The sequence below is a fragment of the Nostoc sp. NMS2 genome (assembly GCF_017115105.1).
In the GTDB taxonomy this organism is placed as follows: Bacteria; Cyanobacteriota; Cyanobacteriia; order Cyanobacteriales; family Nostocaceae; genus Nostoc.
This window is the reverse complement of the sequence record NZ_JABXKH010000157.1, coordinates 69,777-87,612: the sequence shown is the minus strand read 5'-3', so window position 1 is coordinate 87,612 and position 17,836 is coordinate 69,777. Positions and strand designations below refer to the sequence as shown.

16 protein-coding genes and 1 pseudogene are annotated in these 17,836 nt (G+C 42.8%); 7 read left to right on the top strand and 10 right to left on the bottom strand.

All coding sequences use genetic code 11. The features are described 5' to 3' along the window. Positions 1–90: 90 nt before the first annotated feature. The 3 genes and pseudogenes from cobQ to HWQ36_RS28435 all read left to right on the top strand — a co-directional run bounded on the left by cobQ (position 91) and on the right by HWQ36_RS28435 (position 2,193). Positions 91–1,575: a cobyric acid synthase CobQ gene (gene cobQ / locus HWQ36_RS28445; protein ID WP_292709062.1), complete on the top strand. Its 1,485-nt coding sequence runs from the start codon at positions 91–93 to the stop codon at positions 1,573–1,575. Between the two features lie 58 nt (positions 1,576–1,633). Then, positions 1,634–1,870, top strand: a complete 237-nt coding sequence (locus HWQ36_RS28440) for a 2Fe-2S iron-sulfur cluster-binding protein (RefSeq protein ID WP_292709060.1) — start codon at positions 1,634–1,636, stop codon at positions 1,868–1,870. A gap of 103 nt (positions 1,871–1,973) precedes the next feature. Next, positions 1,974–2,193 (top strand): annotated as a pseudogene (locus HWQ36_RS28435) (type II toxin-antitoxin system HicB family antitoxin). Positions 2,194–2,264: 71 nt separating this feature from the next. Here HWQ36_RS28435 and HWQ36_RS28430 read toward each other — a convergent pair. From HWQ36_RS28430 to HWQ36_RS28415, 4 genes are all read right to left on the bottom strand, one after another. Next, complete coding sequence (locus HWQ36_RS28430; protein WP_292709058.1) at positions 2,265–2,708, bottom strand: SRPBCC family protein; 444 nt, start codon at positions 2,706–2,708, stop codon at positions 2,265–2,267. A gap of 39 nt (positions 2,709–2,747) precedes the next feature. Beyond that, positions 2,748–4,184: a 9,9'-di-cis-zeta-carotene desaturase gene (gene zds / locus HWQ36_RS28425; protein ID WP_292709056.1), complete on the bottom strand. Its 1,437-nt coding sequence runs from the start codon at positions 4,182–4,184 to the stop codon at positions 2,748–2,750. 271 nt (positions 4,185–4,455) lie between these two features. Then, positions 4,456–4,632, bottom strand: a complete 177-nt coding sequence (locus tag HWQ36_RS28420; RefSeq protein WP_181154351.1) for a CopG family transcriptional regulator — start codon at positions 4,630–4,632, stop codon at positions 4,456–4,458. Positions 4,633–6,317: 1,685 nt separating this feature from the next. Then, positions 6,318–7,961 carry a hypothetical protein gene (locus tag HWQ36_RS28415; RefSeq protein ID WP_292709051.1) on the bottom strand — a complete coding sequence of 548 codons (1,644 nt, stop codon included), beginning with the start codon at positions 7,959–7,961 and terminating at the stop codon, positions 6,318–6,320. A gap of 325 nt (positions 7,962–8,286) precedes the next feature. Between HWQ36_RS28415 and HWQ36_RS28410 the strand changes: the two genes are divergently transcribed. The 3 genes from HWQ36_RS28410 to HWQ36_RS28400 all read left to right on the top strand — a co-directional run bounded on the left by HWQ36_RS28410 (position 8,287) and on the right by HWQ36_RS28400 (position 9,578). Beyond that, on the top strand, positions 8,287–8,643 hold the full coding sequence (locus tag HWQ36_RS28410) for an iron-sulfur cluster assembly accessory protein (protein ID WP_292709049.1): 357 nt from the start codon (positions 8,287–8,289) through the stop codon (positions 8,641–8,643). A 137-nt stretch (positions 8,644–8,780) separates the two neighbouring features. After that, a complete protein-coding gene (locus HWQ36_RS28405; protein ID WP_292709047.1) occupies positions 8,781–9,203 on the top strand; it encodes a hypothetical protein in 423 nt (140 codons plus the stop codon). Between the two features lie 126 nt (positions 9,204–9,329). Further along, a complete protein-coding gene (locus HWQ36_RS28400; protein ID WP_012407305.1) occupies positions 9,330–9,578 on the top strand; it encodes a hypothetical protein in 249 nt (82 codons plus the stop codon). A gap of 124 nt (positions 9,579–9,702) precedes the next feature. On the opposite strand, the gene HWQ36_RS28395 is transcribed toward HWQ36_RS28400, so the two are convergent. Then, entirely contained in the window at positions 9,703–10,713 is a 1,011-nt protein-coding gene (locus HWQ36_RS28395; RefSeq protein ID WP_292709044.1) for a TIGR01777 family oxidoreductase, read from the bottom strand. Positions 10,714–11,181: 468 nt separating this feature from the next. Here HWQ36_RS28395 and HWQ36_RS28390 point away from each other — a divergent pair, with 468 nt between their 5' ends. Continuing rightward, complete coding sequence (locus HWQ36_RS28390) at positions 11,182–11,529, top strand: hypothetical protein (protein ID WP_292709042.1); 348 nt, start codon at positions 11,182–11,184, stop codon at positions 11,527–11,529. A 72-nt stretch (positions 11,530–11,601) separates the two neighbouring features. Here the strand turns inward: HWQ36_RS28390 and HWQ36_RS28385 are convergent, their stop codons facing one another. From HWQ36_RS28385 to HWQ36_RS28365, 5 genes are all read right to left on the bottom strand, one after another. Next, positions 11,602–12,099: an FHA domain-containing protein gene (locus tag HWQ36_RS28385; RefSeq protein WP_114084752.1), complete on the bottom strand. Its 498-nt coding sequence runs from the start codon at positions 12,097–12,099 to the stop codon at positions 11,602–11,604. Between the two features lie 308 nt (positions 12,100–12,407). Then, on the bottom strand, positions 12,408–14,918 hold the full coding sequence (locus HWQ36_RS28380; RefSeq protein WP_292709040.1) for a heavy metal translocating P-type ATPase: 2,511 nt from the start codon (positions 14,916–14,918) through the stop codon (positions 12,408–12,410). Between the two features lie 135 nt (positions 14,919–15,053). After that, positions 15,054–15,233: a hypothetical protein gene (locus HWQ36_RS28375; protein WP_292709038.1), complete on the bottom strand. Its 180-nt coding sequence runs from the start codon at positions 15,231–15,233 to the stop codon at positions 15,054–15,056. A 90-nt stretch (positions 15,234–15,323) separates the two neighbouring features. Beyond that, positions 15,324–15,599 (bottom strand): NINE protein, encoded by a 276-nt coding sequence (locus tag HWQ36_RS28370; RefSeq protein WP_114084755.1) that lies wholly within the window; start codon positions 15,597–15,599, stop codon positions 15,324–15,326. A gap of 643 nt (positions 15,600–16,242) precedes the next feature. Beyond that, on the bottom strand, positions 16,243–17,817 hold the full coding sequence (locus HWQ36_RS28365) for a type II CAAX endopeptidase family protein (protein WP_292709035.1): 1,575 nt from the start codon (positions 17,815–17,817) through the stop codon (positions 16,243–16,245). Positions 17,818–17,836 lie beyond the last annotated feature (19 nt).

Genomic DNA, 17,836 nt, shown 5'->3' with positions numbered 1-17,836 from the left:
CTTCGGCTACGCTCAGGACAGGCTCGGCACAAGTCGCTCAGTACAAGTGCCCAATTCCCAAGTATCTTGAAAAACTAACTAATAGCAACTATGAAATCAATTATGGTGGTGGGGACAACATCCCATGCAGGGAAATCACTTTTAACTACAGCTATTTGTCGCATTCTGTCGCGGCGTGGCTGGCGGGTGGCTCCCTTTAAGGGTCAAAATATGGCTTTAAATGCTTATGTTACTGCCAGTGGTGGAGAAATTGGCTATGCCCAAGCAGTGCAAGCTTGGGCGGCAGGAGTCGTGCCTTGGGTAGAAATGAACCCAATTTTACTCAAACCTCAAGGGGATATGACTTCCCAAGTAATTATCAAAGGTAGGTCTGTAGGGAAAGTAAGTGCCTCAGATTACTACGAGCAATATTTTGAACTGGGGTGGCGGACAATTGAAGAATCGCTACAGCATTTAGGAACAGAATTTGACTTACTGGTTTGTGAAGGTGCTGGTAGTCCAGCAGAAATTAACCTCAAGCACCGCGATTTAACTAACATGCGGGTGGCAAAATATTTGAATGCACCAACGATGTTAGTAGTTGATATCGATCGGGGTGGTGCTTTTGCCCATGTGGTAGGAACCTTAGAGTTATTGGAACCAGATGAACGCGCTCTAATTAAGGGTGTAGTAATTAACAAATTTCGAGGACAGCGATCGCTCCTAGATCCGGGGATAAAATGGTTAGAAGAACGCACAGGTATTCCTGTTATCGGTGTTATACCCTACTTGCAAGACGTGTTTTCAACCGAAGACTCCCTTGATTTACTAGAACGTCAATCGTCGTCAAGTAAAGCCCAAACAGACCTCAACATTGCCGTCATCCGCTTACCAAGAATTGCTAATTTCACCGACTTTGACCCACTGGAATCAGAAAGCACAGTTTCAGTAAAATACCTCAGTCCCAAGCATGATTTGGGACATCCAGATGCCGTAATTATTCCAGGCACAAAGACCACAATTGCTGATTTACTACTGCTGCAAAAAAGCGGTATGGCAGAAGCTATCCAACACTATGCTGCTTCTGGCGGAACCGTTTTAGGTATCTGCGGTGGCTATCAAATGCTCGGTCAAATCATCGCCGATCCAGAAGGGATAGAGGGACAAGCTGGCAGATATCAGGGGTTAAATCTTTTACCAATTAGAACCGTAATTACCGGACAAAAAATCGCCCGCCAGCGCCAAGTTAGCTCAAATTATCCACAACAGGGTTTGCCAGTCAATGGCTTTGAAATTCACCAAGGGCGATCGCGCATCGAACAGCAAGGAATAGACCCTCAATCTTACCATGCCTTATTTGACGATATTAATTTAGGATTAGTGGATAGTTGTCAATCGGTGTGGGGAAGTTACCTCCACGGGCTTTTTGACAACGGCCCTTGGCGACGCGCTTGGTTAAATCGCCTCCGTCAACAGCGCGGTTTAAAATCTTTGCCCACCGGCGTTGCTAACTACCGAGAACAGAGGGAGCAGATTTTGGACTCCCTAGCCACTGAAGTAGAAAGCCATTTAGACTTAACTCCATTTTTGTCTTAAACTAGGCTCTGATCTCACTTTGAGACTCTCTTAATTACGAATTACGAATTATTATCTAATGATTGTTCGTGTCCACTTTTTACCAGATGATGTGACAGTAGATGCCGAAGTTGGAGAAGCGCTCTTAGATGTAGCAGACCGGGCTGGAGTATTTATTCCCACCGGTTGCCTAATGGGGTCTTGTCACGCTTGCACCGTCGAATTAGAGGATGGAGAAATCATCCGCGCTTGTATCACCGCAGTACCGCCACGCCAGGAATTGACGATTAATTTGTTTAGCGATCCTACTTGGTAGTAATTATTTACTACCCTGTAAAATTATTGAAACCCTTAATTTCTCGTTTGGTAGTTATTTAAGGTGTGGGTAGACTGGCTTTAATTAGAGGAGAAGAAAGAAGATGAGTAAGCTGAAGTACCAAATGCTTATTCAATGGTCTGATGAAGATGATTGCTACTTTAGTAGGATTCCCTGATTTTCCAGGACAACACTGGCGGACTCATGGGGATAATTACGAGTTAGCTGTGGAAAATGGAATTGAAGCCTTAGAGTCTCTTATTATGGCTTACGAAGCTACGGGTGATTCACTTCCAGAACCAACAGTTTATAATGCTGCATAGTTTCGGGTCTTAAGTTCCCGCAGCTTTAGCACAATATAAGGAAACTTCCTATTAACAAAGTCCATCTATGCTTAACTAGATTTAACATTCAGCGCGTATTCTTTAAACCTTTCCAAATCAGCTTGAATTGTTGATTCAACTATCCGCCCTAAAAATAAGTTATCCATAATTTTGCCAAGAATGCCGGGGATAGCGTAGGAAATACTCATTTTGACAATGCTACTATCGTGGCGATCGTAAAAGCGAATCGCTCCCTGATTCGGTAAACCATCAATCGATTCCCATTGGATAATTTGGTTGGGAATAACTTTGAGAATTCGGGATTGCCAATTAAATTCCAAACTGCCGGTCTTTAATTTCCAAAGAGATATATCTGGATTATCTGGCGGAATTTTCACCGAATCAATCCACTTCATCCACCGGGGCATTTGCTCCAAATCAGACCAGAGGCTCCATACTAAATCTATGGGAGCCTCTACTTCTACCTGCACAGTATGCTCTAACCAATCTGACATTCTCTCTTCCTTCGCGCCCTTTGCGCCCTTTGCGGTTCGTTATCTCTTCAAACTCTCCAAAATCACTTTTGCCGCCCGCCGTCCAGAAATAGTTGCTCCTTCCATGCTGTCGATGTAGTCTTGCTGAGTATAACTCCCTGCAAGGAAGAAATTATCTACTGGTGTTTTTTGGTTGGGACGGTACGCATCCATCCCTGGCGCTTCTCGGTAAAGAGACTGAGCAAGTTTTACCACGCTATACCAAGTCATATTTAGCTCCCGCGACGAGGGAAACAGTTCATGGACTTGCTTGAGGACATGCTGTGCGATCGCTTCATTACTTTGTGCAATAAACGGATCTCCCGGTGTCAGCACTAGTTGTAACAAAGACCCCTGTCCTGGGCGATAATAATCAGCAGGGCTAGTCAACGCTAAATCAGCAAAACAAGAAAAGTCAGCATCGGCTGTGTACAGTAAATTATCGATTCCAGCCGCGTGATTTAGCTGTTTACGTTGCTCTTCATCGTTCAGTTCTGTTACCCAACCATCGAAGCGTAACTGCACTGTAGCCACTGGTACTGCATCCAGTTTGTAAATATTGTCAAATTCTGACCACTTACGCCATTCTTGGGGTAGGATACGTTGAATTCCTGGAACATCACAGGCAAAAACGTAAGCATCAGCAGTGATAGTTTCTACTGCCTCACCTTGGGCAACTACTATACCAGTGACGCGGGTTTGTTCCCCTGATGCAAACTGAATTTCCCGCACTTGCCGACGTGTATAAACTTTAGTGCCTCTGGCTTCTAAATATTCCAAAATGGGCTTGTGTAAATACTCAGATGGAGAACCTTCTAGCATTCGCAAAACTGAAGCTTCAGTTCTGACTGCAAATAACTGGAATATCGTCAACATACAACGGGCAGACATATTTTCGCAATCAATAAATCCCAATGCGTAAGCGATGGGATTCCATAAGCGTTTGATGCTGCCATTACTTCCACCATGACTGCGAAACCAATCGGCAAAGCTAATTTTATCCAAGTTGCGGATGGTTTTCATCGCCCCGTTAAAGTCTACCAATCCGCGAACTATGGGACTAGTGCCCAAAGCGATCGCATTTTGCAATTTATCCTGCAACGATAGTTGGGAAGTCGTGAAAAATGCCTTTAAGCCATTAAAAGGCGCACCTGTGAAAAAGCGAAAATCCAAACCACCAGTCTGGCCCCCTTTATTAATAAAAGTGTGGGTATGTTCCTTGAGGCGTAAGTTTTCTAACACCCCCACTTTCTTCATCAAGTCAAATAGTTGATAGTAGCACCCAAAAAATACATGCAACCCCATTTCTAGATGGTTGCCATCTCCATCAACCCAACTCCCAACTTTACCACCCACAAACGGACGAGATTCAAAAATCTCTATTTCACAACCAGCATCAGCTAGATCCACTGCGGTTGCTAGTCCAGCCAGTCCCGCACCTACAATTGCAACACGCATTCCGTCGTTCCTTTTCAGTTTCTTTACAGATTGTAACTGGGTTGGTGTCGGAATTTGCTACTTAATATCAATACCAGCATATCAAGGCAGGCAATGTCGATACTAAAATCTCTTTGATTACTTCTTTTAGTCCCGGTAATTGACCAGACGCGAGAAAAACGCGCCTGTATCGGCTAGACAAATTATTGTCCATTGCGGCGCACTCAAAAAAGTATCAAAGCTATTTTCTTGGTCGCAAAGCAGATATCTAGTAAGTAGTGAAAGTCTGTTCTTATTTGTTTACATCTTTGCCGTCGTCCGATATAGGCAAACTTCTAATCAGTTCACGAATCACATCGGTTGCAGGTCTACCTGTTTGTTGACAATATTTTTCTAGTTTTTCCGCTTCCTGTGTTGCGAGATTAACTGTTATGCGTTTAACGGCCCATTTTTTATTTGTCATTATCATGCTATCTGCTGTATATTGAGATTGTCGAAAGAGTCTAAGTTAAAGAGGGAACCGATAAGGTTATCAGAATTTGTCTCAGGAAACAAGTAATACCATTAATATTAAAAATTTTCGTTTTGTCAAAAGATTCATAATTTTCTAAAGAAATCAACAAACTACACTTTATTTGTTACTATTTTGACAGCAAAAACAGCATATAGTTCCTTCTGAGGATAATAACCCTGCTAATAGCATCAGTAAAGCTTGACAATTAACTTTTATAAATGAATTTGAGAAACCTACTGCTGACTCAATCAAGATTTTCAAAATTATTCCCCATTGACATAATTTGACCTTCTATCTTAACCAAGTTCGCCAAACCCACTTGGTGAGAACATCTGGTATAACAGATGAAAATAAAACTTTAGAATCATTGTCAGGCTGAAATGCTGTCCTACAGCCGGGTTGCGGTGACATATACAGTTCGTGAACAATCACTTAAAAGTAGGCAAATAAGCGATCGCTCTAGAGCAAACGTCCATCTGTACACATTGTTGTAACCAATAAGCTAAGAGCGACTTAAACGGTTAGGACTTTTGGCTTATTGCAATTAATCTGATTGCTTTACCGTGCTAATGTTGTAGTCATAAACAAGGGTATAAGACTCAGATAACTGAGTATAAAAAGCCAAGTTTTCTGGTAAATTTTAACAGTGCTATCTGTAATTTTACTCAGGAAAATTACCCAGAATAGATGTGGTGCTATTTGACTGTCGCCGATGATAATATTTTAGTTTTGTTTCATTTTTTTACACTAAGTCCACGGAAATATATGATGAAATCTTAGATATTTTTTCTCTTCCCTCTAGCGATATAATTTGTTTGAAAGCCAGTATTGTCTTAACTCATCGTATTCACCTATCTTGAGGTGATAAAAATTGTTTTTAGCCAATTAATACGCTAAAAAACTTGCTTTAAACTGCTTTTTCATATCTAAGCTCAGAGAAAAAATACTGCTAAAAAAGTCTTGGGATAAAATCCCTATTTATTGGTAAATGTAACCATAAAAATAATTTTGCACTTCAATATTTTTGTTGAGTGTATTCATTATAGCCATGATTTATGGGCTTTAGATAAACTTTATTTAGACACTAAACCAACTCAGTTTTACACTTTATAAAAAACTTACAAATAGAAAGAGATAAATATAAGCTTTTGCTTAATGATATTGATATAGAACAACCTCTTAAGCTGAAAAAGTTGTAAAAAAAAGATTCTGATATTTAAGTGCGTCGGCTAAGTTTGATTAAACCCAACTTCGTAAATAATTAACTAGTAAGTTGTAATTATTTATACTAGTAAATATCAAGATTAAATTACTTAAAAACTATGAGAATACACATACTTCATGAAATTTAGGTAAAGTTAGCTGCCATCCTGGGATATTTACTAGTACAGCTTGGCAGAAATGCAGCTAACATCTCAATTAACAAAACTTAGGGAAAAATCAATTATCTTGTCGAAGTAGATAAACTTCCGCAGTGGCGTACTAGGTGCGTCAAGGCTAAGTATTCGGGATTTGACTCAGCACTTAGTAATACCACTAACTCCTCAGCGCTGAATTTGGTCAATATGCGAATCAAATACATATCAACTTAATTTCTTATAGCCGTAATCTGACATTAAGGATTACGGCCATGAATGCAACTATTCCAATTTTAGTTGGGGCATGAGTTGGAGAGTGCCAATACCTAAATCTTTCGGTGAAAGCGATCGCGTTTCAAACAAAGCCATCATATCCCGTAATTGAGGATTGCCACGGGAAGCTCCTGTTAGTCCTTTAGCGATGATTAAACCACAGTAGCCCTTTGTATTTTTACAGCGTTGATTCCATTTTTTCCGGGCTTCTACATGAATAGGATCTTCATCTAAAAATTCACCAAATAGGAACAATTCACCATTTTGAGTTTGCAACAAACCGAGGTCATAGCGATCGCCATCGAAAGGATCGGCACCTGGATTAAAGCAAATCGCTCTCAGTCCGCCTGCTGCTTCAATTCTTTCAATTACAGTCTTAGCCTTGGGCCGGGAAGTTTGAATTAAAATCACCGGCAAACCGTCACCCACTTGTTTGATTTCACCAGCCTGATGGTAAGTTACCCCCTTACGGAGGTGATCCAACATATCCCAGGACACTACACCTAAGCTGAGGAAAGAGTCTTCTGGTATCAAGTCATCTTGCAATGATTGAAAATTTGCCAAGTCAAGATTGTCAATTTCCTCATCATCGTTACCAAAGCCAGCCATTTCCTCTAATTCTGCTGCTAACTGCGGCATAGTAGAGACTGTCACAGCCACAGATTTAGTTGATTCTTCAGACTGCGGCAGAGAAATGCGATAGCGACGGCTGAGGGTAGGAAAAATATCTTCATGTAAATGGCGACGGTGATCGCGAATAAAGCGGATCAGACTTTCGATCGCAACAAAGATTACCAGTGCTTCTTCGTCATACAAAACAGATCGCAGTCCCTCTAAAGGATGGATATTACCGAAAGTGGGGTCAATTTCTGATAATGGCAGATCCGCCAAATCATTTTCTTCGTCTTCGTCTTCATCTTCGTCTTCATCAGTACTCTCAAAGGTAAGAAACAAGCAATCTTGCTTGAGGAAAGCTTCTTCTAGATGCTCCGTTGAGTCTTCATCTTGTAAAACTGCGGTGCGAAACTGTTTTAAAGACTCTTCTGAGCGATAAAACAAAATCCCATACTCCATTCCCAGCATTCCCATGACTGAGGCGTAGATTGTGCCAACATCCCACTTATTAATCTCAATTGACAAAATTTGCTGTTCTTCCAAAAATTCCCAAGGTGCTGCTTGCCAAATAGCAAATGCTTTCTCTCGCAAGATTTGTGCATACTGTGGGGGTAAGTCAGGGGTTTGACTATCGAGGATGTCAGCGAACCCGCGAAATAGTTCGTCAATTAAAGGCAGTTCTGGTGCGTAGTCAATGGCAATATCCAAGTCTTGCAGTACTCCCCGCAGGTAAAATTGGATCTCGCGGTCTTTGACTACAATTCTTTGGGGTCTGGCAGGTCTTGCCGGACTGTGGGGATGCTCCATTGCTCGCATTAAGGTACGAACTATTGCTTCTGGGCCAACATCTGAAGCTACCACGTCCATTCCTCTGACAACACCTTGGGAGTAATCTACCCAAAGAATGCATTCTCCCTTTTCGTCAGAGTCTGAGTGCTGGTTTGGTGATGACAACGGACGGCGATCGCCCTCCCATACAGAAGGAATTTGAGTTAATTTCTTCAAGCGACGACTGGTAGAGCGATTAAAACTTGTCATAGAGTAAGTTAATCAAAAGAAGCAATTTGGAAGTAAACTTTGGGGAATAGCTAGCCTCGGATTAGGTTTTTATGGCTGCACCTGAAAGATAGTTGCTTCTCAGACAAGCCATGCTTGAACTCCAAAAATACCGAATCTCTAAACACACTGAGTCTCTCAATTCTAGGATAAAAATCTTTGGCCGCTTTTAACGGAGTGTTTACAATTTGGCATCTAACGACATCCAAACCGCTAGAATGAATACAAAAACACCAAGGGCAACCCAGAGGCATTAACCAGCCGATATCGGGTAAAACTTAGACTAATTAAGGAGTTAAAAAAGCAGATGACACAAACAATTCAGTCTCAACAACGCGGAATTCTGTTGAGCGAAGCCGCATTGCACCAGGTAAAATCCCTCCGGGACAGGCAAGGCACAGACTTCTGCTTACGGGTAGGAGTCCGTCAGGGTGGTTGTTCTGGGATGTCTTACATGATGGACTTTGAAGACACTAGCAAGATCACCCCGCAGGATGAAGTTTTTGACTATGATGGCTTCAAAATTGTCAGCGATCGCAAGAGTCTTTTATATCTCTACGGTTTAATGCTCGATTACAGCGATGCCATGATTGGTGGTGGCTTTCAATTTACTAACCCTAATGCCAACCAAACTTGCGGTTGCGGCAAGTCATTTGGGGTGTAATATTGTCATTTGTCATTAGTCCTTTGTCATTAGTCCTTTGTCCTTTGTCTGTTATTCATTTAATGACCAATGCCAATGACCAATGCCAATGACCAATGACCAATGACCAATGACCAATGACCAATGACAAATGACCAATGACTAATACAGTTGAATCCCTGTTTGATACAGGTTTAGAACGCTATAAAGCAGGAGAAACGGTAGATTCTTTAATCCCTGTATTTAAAGAAGTGTGCGATCGCGCTCCTAAAACGAGTGCTGCTTGGATCTGTTTGGCGTGGTTGTATCTACTCGATAACAAACCCAACTTGGCTTACAAAGCTGCACAGAAGGCAGTCAAGTTAAACCCACAAGACCCACAAGCTAGAGTCAATATCGCCTTAGCAATGCTGGAAACAGGTCAAAAAGGTTTACGAGAACATATTGACATAGCACAGCAGCTAATTTTTGTCAATGAAGAGTGGCAGGATGAAATAAAAAATAGTATTGAAGACGGTTTAACTAGAAAACCAGATTGGCAGAGTTTGAAAAAAGTCAAAAATTGGCTGTTTGAAGAGTAGAGGGTGGGGAATGGGGGATTGGGCATTGGGCATTGGGAAGAGACAAGCTTGTTCAATAATTCCCCTTGTCTCCCTCATCTTCCTCATCTCCTTCATCTCCCCCATTCCCCATTCCCCATTCCAATCATGAAAGATAAATTGTTAAATTGGCTAAACACAGTTTTAGTCGCAGATGTTTTTTTGGTTTTGTTTGGCTTTGTCTGGTTAGCGATCGCTGCGATCGGTGATTCTGTGGGAGTAAATTTGGGTTTGGATTTGTGGCATCAACTTTGGCAACCCGTATTTAACCCAGCGATCGGAATCCTCATGGGCGGTGCAATTCTCAGTGGTATTATCAGTTGGGTTTCCAAAAAGTTTCTCTCTAGTCAAGAATAAAGCGATTGGGGATTGGAGATTGAAAAGAGGCAGAGGGACGGGGTGCTGCTCTTGCTGAGGAGAAAACGATTCTCCCTTGCTCCCTGCTCCCTGCTCCCTTGCCTCTTCCCCATTCCCTTTGACTCTACGTAAGAATTTGTCTTAGTGCTGACTGTAAATTAGGATATTTGTACTCAAATCCTGTTTCCACGGTGCGCTTAGGAAGGACTTGTTGACCTTCTAAAACTACTATAGCCCCGTCTCCTAAAAGAGCTTCGATCGCAAAAGCAGGAACAGGCAACCAAGAAGGGCGATTCATCACTTGTCCCAAAGTTTGACTTAAATCTGCCATTCGGACTGGGTTAGGTGCAGTGGCATTGTATACGCCTTCTATTTCCGGTTTAGTTAAAGCTTGCAGAATCAGGTTAACTAAATCGTCTACGTGAATCCATGAGAACCACTGCCGACCACTGCCAATAGGGCCACCAGCGAAGAGTTTAAAAGGCGGAATCATTTTACCTAAAGCCCCACCATTGCCCAGAACAATCCCAAAACGCAGAATTACCAGCCGTACACCAGCATCTTTTACCTTTATCGCCTCTGCTTCCCAGGCTTGGCAGACCTGGGCAAGAAAATCGTTACCAGCTAGGCTTGTTTCATCAAAGTTTGCCGTTTCGCTAGTGCCGTAGTAGCCAATAGCCGAAGCATTGATTAACACAGTTGGGAGGCAGCGCGTTGCGGGGGTTCCCACGCCACTCCCCCCAACGGAGGGAACCTCCGCAAGGGGGTGGCTCCCCGTTGTAGCGACTGCCGTTTTGGGGTTAGCGTTGGCTATTGCTTCAACTATTTTTTGTGTGCCTAACTTTCGGCTATTGAGGATTTCTTGTTTGCGTTCTGGTGTCCAGCGTCCTTCACCGATGGGTTCTCCTGCCAGATTAACTACGCCATCACAACTACCTATGACACTTTGCCAAGAACCAGATGTATTTGGTGTATAGGCAACAATTTCTACATTCGGGAAAGCCTCCGATGGAAAAACCTTTTGAGCAAAAGCGGTGTTCCGAGTTAATACTACTATTTTATGACCTTCTGTGTGGAGTCTTTGTACCAAAAGACTACCGACAAATCCTGTTGCTCCAGTAATTGCTACTTTCATTCATTTTCTACCTCAGCCAAACTTTTATTGTAAAGTTTTTGATCAAACTTTTAGCCTACAGCACTTTCTTTGTGGATAGAACAGATGCAACTGTATCAGACGCAAATAATAGCCAAAACCCTGATTCTAAAGTAGGGGCAATTCATTAATTACCCCTACAGCGTGTAGTTTTGCGGGAGTCAGATGTATATCTGGTCAAAAGAGGTAGGGGAGCAGGGGGAAAAACTGAGACGGAGCTTGTACTCCGCTCCAGCCCAAGCGTCCTGGAAGGACGGAGCTTCAAACCCATGTTCCGCAACGCTTGTCGCAGAGTATTGGGCTTGCTCCCCCCGCTCCCCGCCCCCTTCCCCTCTGCCTCCGTGGTGATGCCTAATCTCAAAACTCAAAAACTTTGCTTTTTGAATGACTTTCCGTTTAGATGCTTCGGTATTATAGGATGGACGGAGTGTTACAAGGCGTGGGGCTATTATGGCTCGCTATACCTGTTCGTTTATTGTTTCTGTTGCTAGTGACCATCTGTTGCCGTTACTTGTAGAACTTCTACAGGACTGCCAGTTGGATATTCAATACAACATGGGCGATTACATTATCGCTCGTCAAATTCCTGGTAATGTTCCTTTTCCTAAATTGATCACAGTAGAAGTACTGATTGATAAATCAAAATCTACTGAAACAGAAACCCGGATGAGTATTGTGATTAAAAATGAAGAACTACCTCTCCACCTAGATAATTATTGCCGACAAATGTTTGAATTCATCAAGCAGGCTATTGAAAGTAGCCGCCATTGGCATTTGATTGAAAGTCTTGCAGGATAGCTTTGGTAATTTAATTGACACTCTTACGCCTTAAAGCCGTGAGAGTGTCAAACTGTGATTGGTAGTTATAATTCAATCTCCCAGATCCTCTAAATCCTCGGCCATACCGGGGTTTATTAGTGTAATGTCGTACTCGCTCGAATCCGTTTGTCCCAAACGTTGAGTGTTTTTTAAAAGGTAATAAATGGCACGAACTTGAGGGCCAAAAACGATCTCGTCTTCATTTCTAAGATCGTGGTTTGGTATCTTACGTCCATTAATCATCAAACCGTTAGAACTAGCCTTACCTTTGGCATCGCCATCTACAATCCGGTAATAGTAGCTATGACTATTATGCTCTCGTGGCAATCTCACTAATGTGGCATGGCGGCGGGAGACAAACTGCGACATCAAACGGATATTACACTCGCGGTCTCTACCGATAGAGTAGACGGGTTGCTCTAGAGAAAATTCTTTGCGACCTTGATCGTCTTCAATAATCAGTAGATGGTTTTCATTGGTTTCTGCTGCCATTGACAAATCGGTGGAAATGTGATTTAACAAGATTTGTTTCGTATCGTATTTTGCCATTTTCGCGCACCGTCAGTCTGTGGTGCTGATCTAAATAAGCTTTAAAGTTGCATAATACCTTGAAAGAGTAGAACTTGGTCGTTCTACTCCAGTAGCTATGATAGCTTTTGTAGGTGTCTTAACAGGCTTTGCGATCTGCCTAAAACCTTAGTGTCAACTCAGTTTAACAAATAATTACGAATTACAAATTGTTAAGTTGAGATGGGATTGAAGAAGAATTCAGAAGGGGCGTTTAGCCCGTCCTGACTCCTGAATTCTGTTCAATAACTAAGATTTGTGATGGGAAATTTTAGGTGCAAGAAAGTATTCTACGAGTGACGAGCTAATCGTCGTAATAATATTGAGTTTGTGACGACGCTAACAGAGCTAAAAGCCATTAATGCAGCAGCGCCAGATGGGTTAAGGACAAAACCCAGACTAGGGAACAAAACACCTGCTGCTAAAGGAATGCCAACTGTATTATATGCAAAAGCCCAGAATAAATTTTGGCGGATTTTGTTGAAGGTGGCGCGACTAAGCTGAATAGATTCGACTACATCGTTTAAGCGATCGCGCATTAGGACAATTTCAGCAGTTTCCATTGCCACATCTGTCCCGGAGTGTAAAGCAATTCCTACATCTGCTTGGGATAAAGCTGGAGCATCATTGATTCCATCTCCTACCATTGCTACAACGGACTGCTGAGTGAGGAGTGAGGAGTGAGGAGTTTTCTTTGTAGCCTTGTCTCCTTGTCCCCCTTGTCCCCCTTGTCCCCTTGTCCCTTCTAACTGGAGAGACTTGATTGCGGCGGCTTTTTTGGCTGGGGGAACACCTGCTATGACATCAGCGCCGTCTAATCCTAATTGTTTGGCTATGGCGTTAGCTGCTTCTTTGCGATCGCCACTGAGCAACATTACCCGTAAGCCCATCTGACGCAATTTGTCTACAGTGGATTGGGCATCTGGTCTAAGGGTATCAGAAACAGCAATTAGTCCGGCTAGAGTTCCTCCAACTGCTACACAAACTACTGTTTTACCATCTGTTGCCAAATCCTGTGCTACCTGTTGTGCAGTTTCACTAATTGAAATACCGTGCCAACTCAACCAGTCCCAGTTACCCAAAAGTACAACTGTGTTCTCTACCACGGCAGATACCCCTAATCCTGGTTCCGTGTGAAAGTCCACAGCTTCTGGAATCGATAACTGTTGCCGCAGTGCTTCTTGCTGAATCGCTTTTGCTAAAGGGTGGTGAGTACCACTTTCTACGGCTGTTGCTAATTGGATTAGGGAGTAAGGGGATGAGGGGGATGAGGAAGAATAATGATGTTTGCTTACTCCCTCATCTCCTCCAATTAACAGACAATCGGTAACAATGGGATTACCTGTGGTCAGAGTGCCAGTTTTATCAAATACTACGGTGTCTAACTTGTGTACTTTTTCTAAAACGTCGCCGCCTTTGATTAACAAACCCCGTTCTGCACCCATAGCAGTCCCAACAAGAATAGCTGTTGGGGTAGCAAGTCCTAAAGCACAGGGACAGGCGACTACCATAACTGCGATCGCTAGTTTTAAGCTGATTAATAGAGGGGAGTGGGGAGTGGGGAGTGGGGAGTTGTGAGCATGGCTCATCATCTCCATCTCACCAGACATAGTGATATCAGTCCAAATGTGAGTGCCGAAAAAGTACCAAAAGACAAATGTTAATAAAGATGCTGTTAATACCCCGTAGGTAAAGTAACCAGCTACTGTATCGGCTAATTTCTGTACTGGGGCTTTCCGAGTTTGGGCAGCTTCTACTAAAGCGACAATTTGAGCTAGAGTTGTATCACTTCCAGTCCGGGTTGTCTGAATAGCGATCGCTCCTGACTGGTTTAGTGTACCCCCTGTCACCGCATCTCCCGGTTGCTTAATTACTGCCACGGCTTCCCCAGTCAACATGGATTCATCGACTGTTGTTTGACCAAGCACCACTTCACCATCGACAGGGATTTTATCACCAGGCAGCACCTGTAACCATTCACCAACCCGCACCTGTTCGGCAGGAATCTCTACACTAGAAGATCCCACTCCTGCTTTTTCTGGGTTGGCAATCAATCGCGCTACCTGTGGCTGGAGTGCTAGCAATTTTCTAAATGCAGCAGCAGCGCGACCTCTAGCTTGTTGCTCTAATGTCCTTCCTAAAAGAATAAAGCCCAGCATCATCACTGGTTCATCAAAGAAGCACTCCCAACCCATTTGCGGAAAAAGCAGCGCTACTAAACTAGCAATGTAGGCTGTCAGCGTTCCCAATCCGATCAGGGTGTTCATGTTAGGCGCATTTCGCCGCCAGCCTAGCCAGCCATCTATTAAAATCGGGCGGCCGGGAATTAATAGCGCCACTGTCGCCAATCCACAGTGAAACCAGATGTTATTTAATAGTGGCAGCACTGAGCTACCAAGATTACCAAAATGTCCACTTCCCGACAATAACAGCAACATTGCAGCGATCGCTAACTGCTTTACAGAAGACCGCATTTCTCGGCGTTGTCGTTCTGCTGGGTCTGGTAAAGTAGATATCTCACCTGCTACTGTGCCCCTAGCTTTTCGGGGTTGAGTTGGGAATCCAACAGATGTCAATCTCTCTGCTAGTGCATCTGCATCTACCGCACCAGTTTCTGACTCTACAACTGCTACCTCTGTAGCCAGGTTCACACAGGCACTCTTGACTCCTGGATGTTGGGTTAGCTGTCGTTCTACCGCATTCACACACCCAGCACACTTCATGCCCCCAACATCAAGAATAATTTTCTCTAGGATTGGGTCAAGTTCTGGGGCTAGCTTAGTTTTTGGGACAAGTTGCATGGCAAGTGTTTAGATTCGCTACAGAAATTCAACGCCTGACTAAAAGCGTCTCTAATTTGAGCGTAGGCTAAATATGGAACTACGACTGTATGTCAACCCTATCAAATTTCTTAATTTATCATACTTCGCTAAGGGTCACTGACGACTCCAGCGTAAATAAGTCACATAGATAATTGCTACCACTTGCATTGGCATGATTACAATCAGGCTTTTTAAGAAATAGTTGATTTCCAAATGAGACATAACGCTGAAATACCCTATGCCCAACAAGAAGAACATTGCCCAGTTAAGCTGTTTAGGTTTGAAAATGAGCATACCAATAAAAATAAATTCAAAAGGGGGGATCTCAAAAGCCCTTTGAAGCGTGTGTTACCTTCTGACTCCAGCAATAACTGCCTTCTTGTACTAGAACCAGCCCTGCTTATTCACAAAGTAGGTATTTACAAATTCTTCAGGGGACTTATTCAAATAGATCATGCCTTCAATTAAACCTACAAGTTGCATAATTAACAAGGCAATGCCGTAGGTGAAAGAACCCGCAACTACAGAAACCACCAACATGATAAAGCCTTCTGGAGCGTATCCTAGAATAAATTTATGAACCCCAAATCCTCCAAGAATAATGCCACAGTAACCAGCTAGAAGTTGTTTGGTAGGGTGACTGGGGTTGAGATTTGACATATAATGCTGCTCCTTGATAAGTGAGATATAAAAATAAAGTCTTTATTGTAATCAAAGCAAATACATTTACTTGCTTAATAAATAGATTTTTAATTTCTTCAGTACAAGTAAGCCCCAAAATGACTAAAATCAGCGTGCTTCTATTCTAGAGGAGACGCTAAAATGTCTTGCGGCATAGCTTGAAAATCTGGCGCTCCTTAATAAATTTTGGTGGATTGGATGACTGCAAACCCTGGTGCAGAAGTTTTGCAGATTTTCAAGTAAGACATTGATATTGAGAAGAATAAATCTCAATAATCACCAAAAACTGCTATACCACTTTTTACAAGTTCATCAGTATTATTTCCGGGTTTTTTTGACGTAGGCGTAGCCCGCACTTCGACTTCGCTCAGTGACCTTCGTAGACATCGCTTCCAGTGGTCGTGAAACGCCATTGCACCAATTACAAGATCAGTTATTGGCTAAAATCACCCGGATAAGAATAAATGCTTAACTAGATAGTTTGTTGTCTATGTTAACAGCATTATCTGAATTGGCTTTTCAGCTAGTATTTATGCTTATAACCAATTATAACCAGTAAATTGTTCTTACATAAGCAGATAAAATCAGATATTTGCATTTTTGGCAACCGTAGTTTCAAGCATTAATTGCTACCTAAAACAAATAGACTTAATAATGTACCACTATTCCAAAGGCTGTGGAGGAGCATAGGAGCAAGGAGGTTGCGCGATCGCGTGTAAACTACCCCTAAAACGATCCCCAATGCAGTCAGGGGAAGAATTTCCGACAAGCTGAGGTGAGCGATCGCAAACAACAAACTACTGATCAGAATCGAGCCCCACACGGGTAAGTAACGAGTTAGAGAAGGTAACAAAAAGCCGCGAAACAGAATTTCTTCAAAAAATGGGGCTGCGATCGCTGCTGTAAAGAAAAATATACCAAGTGCTACCCCATTTTGGCTTTCTAGGGCTAGTTGCAGCAGGGGGTTACTACCACCCTGTCCTTGCCATAACTGTTGATTGATTAAAGATACCATCACAACTATAGGTAAAGCCGTACAATAGCCCCCCAGTCCCCACAGAAACCAGTTATCTTGAAAACGGAAGCGAAACCAAAATTCCGGTAAAGGAAAAAACGGCTTGAGAGAAAAATACAGCACTAACAGCGCACCAAATGCTACCAATAGGTAACTAACCAAAACAGAAAACGCCTGAAGTCGCACATCAACAATAGGACGCGGGATGGGTAGCACCGATATCACCAAGGGCACAAAAATTTGCCCCATAAAGAAAAAGCCGACAATAAAAACCTGCAAAACAGTTTCACCATCCCAAGGCGTTGACCAAGGAATATCAGCATTTTGAGCTAGCAACGAGGCTTTTCCTTTCAACAAGCGTTGAGCAAATAATAAAATCAGCAATATTAGACCAATTAAAGCCGCCAAGGTAGGAATAGTGCCAATAACCCCTAATTTCAACACTGCTTGAGCAGCAGTTTCTTTTTGTGCAGCTTTTACTGCTAATAAAGCGTCTTGTCGTTGTTGGAGTTGGTATAGCTGAACCAAAGCAGTAGAGCGAAACCAACCTTCTAAATTCTTCTGAATCCGTTCTTGAGCATTTTGGAGCAGACGGGGAGGATTGCTCCACAGTCCACTTAATACAACGGCAGTTTCCCCAAACTCTGGATTGATATCTGAGCGTTGTTGTAATTCGCTCCAAGTTTTCAGGGCTGTATCCGTCTGTCCTTGCTGTGCTTGTAAAATTCCCAGGCGCAGGTCTAATTCAGCCAGTAATTTTTGTAATTGCTTAAGGGATTGCTGTAACTGTTGCTTTCCCTGTTTAGAGGTTTTAGTAGTCGGAGGAACTTCCGGTAGAGGTTTAGGAGGTGTGGGAGTTATTTCAGATTGAGAGCCTAATTGTGCAAGTTTATTGTTAACTTTGTCCAAATTCGCTTGAACTGACTGACGCGCCTCCTGATATTGATTTGTGGCGCTTTCTAGGGGTTGCTCACCAAGTATCGCTTCCCGAATCCCCTGAAGATTGTCATTACTGCTATCTTCTGATTGCCAAGCTTGGGCCTGCAAAGCAATATTGGTTTGGTACAGTTCCAGGCGACTTTGGAACTGGGGTTCTTGCCAACTACCGAATAAAGCCGAAACTGCCAACAGAACTGCTATCGGCGTTAGCACAAAAATTAAAACCAACCGCTTGAATGTCATCTATCCCCCTTTGACTAAC

Bases quoted from the DNA above. Each gene is read 5' to 3' on its own strand.
- HWQ36_RS28410 (WP_292709049.1), top strand. From the start codon at position 8,287: ATGACACAAACAATTCAGTCTCAACAACGCGGAATTCTGTTGAGCGAA.
- HWQ36_RS28395 (WP_292709044.1), bottom strand. From the start codon at position 10,713: ATGAAAGTAGCAATTACTGGAGCAACAGGATTTGTCGGTAGTCTTTTG.
- HWQ36_RS28430 (WP_292709058.1), bottom strand. From the start codon at position 2,708: ATGTCAGATTGGTTAGAGCATACTGTGCAGGTAGAAGTAGAGGCTCCC.
- HWQ36_RS28375 (WP_292709038.1), bottom strand. From the start codon at position 15,233: ATGCTCATTTTCAAACCTAAACAGCTTAACTGGGCAATGTTCTTCTTG.
- zds (WP_292709056.1), bottom strand. From the start codon at position 4,184: ATGCGTGTTGCAATTGTAGGTGCGGGACTGGCTGGACTAGCAACCGCA.
- HWQ36_RS28420 (WP_181154351.1), bottom strand. From the start codon at position 4,632: ATGATAATGACAAATAAAAAATGGGCCGTTAAACGCATAACAGTTAAT.
- HWQ36_RS28385 (WP_114084752.1), bottom strand. From the start codon at position 12,099: ATGGCAAAATACGATACGAAACAAATCTTGTTAAATCACATTTCCACC.
- HWQ36_RS28380 (WP_292709040.1), bottom strand. From the start codon at position 14,918: ATGCAACTTGTCCCAAAAACTAAGCTAGCCCCAGAACTTGACCCAATC.
- HWQ36_RS28365 (WP_292709035.1), bottom strand. From the start codon at position 17,817: ATGACATTCAAGCGGTTGGTTTTAATTTTTGTGCTAACGCCGATAGCA.
- cobQ (WP_292709062.1), top strand. From the start codon at position 91: ATGAAATCAATTATGGTGGTGGGGACAACATCCCATGCAGGGAAATCA.
- HWQ36_RS28400 (WP_012407305.1), top strand. From the start codon at position 9,330: ATGAAAGATAAATTGTTAAATTGGCTAAACACAGTTTTAGTCGCAGAT.
- HWQ36_RS28390 (WP_292709042.1), top strand. From the start codon at position 11,182: ATGGCTCGCTATACCTGTTCGTTTATTGTTTCTGTTGCTAGTGACCAT.
- HWQ36_RS28440 (WP_292709060.1), top strand. From the start codon at position 1,634: ATGATTGTTCGTGTCCACTTTTTACCAGATGATGTGACAGTAGATGCC.
- HWQ36_RS28415 (WP_292709051.1), bottom strand. From the start codon at position 7,961: ATGACAAGTTTTAATCGCTCTACCAGTCGTCGCTTGAAGAAATTAACT.
- HWQ36_RS28370 (WP_114084755.1), bottom strand. From the start codon at position 15,599: ATGTCAAATCTCAACCCCAGTCACCCTACCAAACAACTTCTAGCTGGT.
- HWQ36_RS28405 (WP_292709047.1), top strand. From the start codon at position 8,781: ATGACTAATACAGTTGAATCCCTGTTTGATACAGGTTTAGAACGCTAT.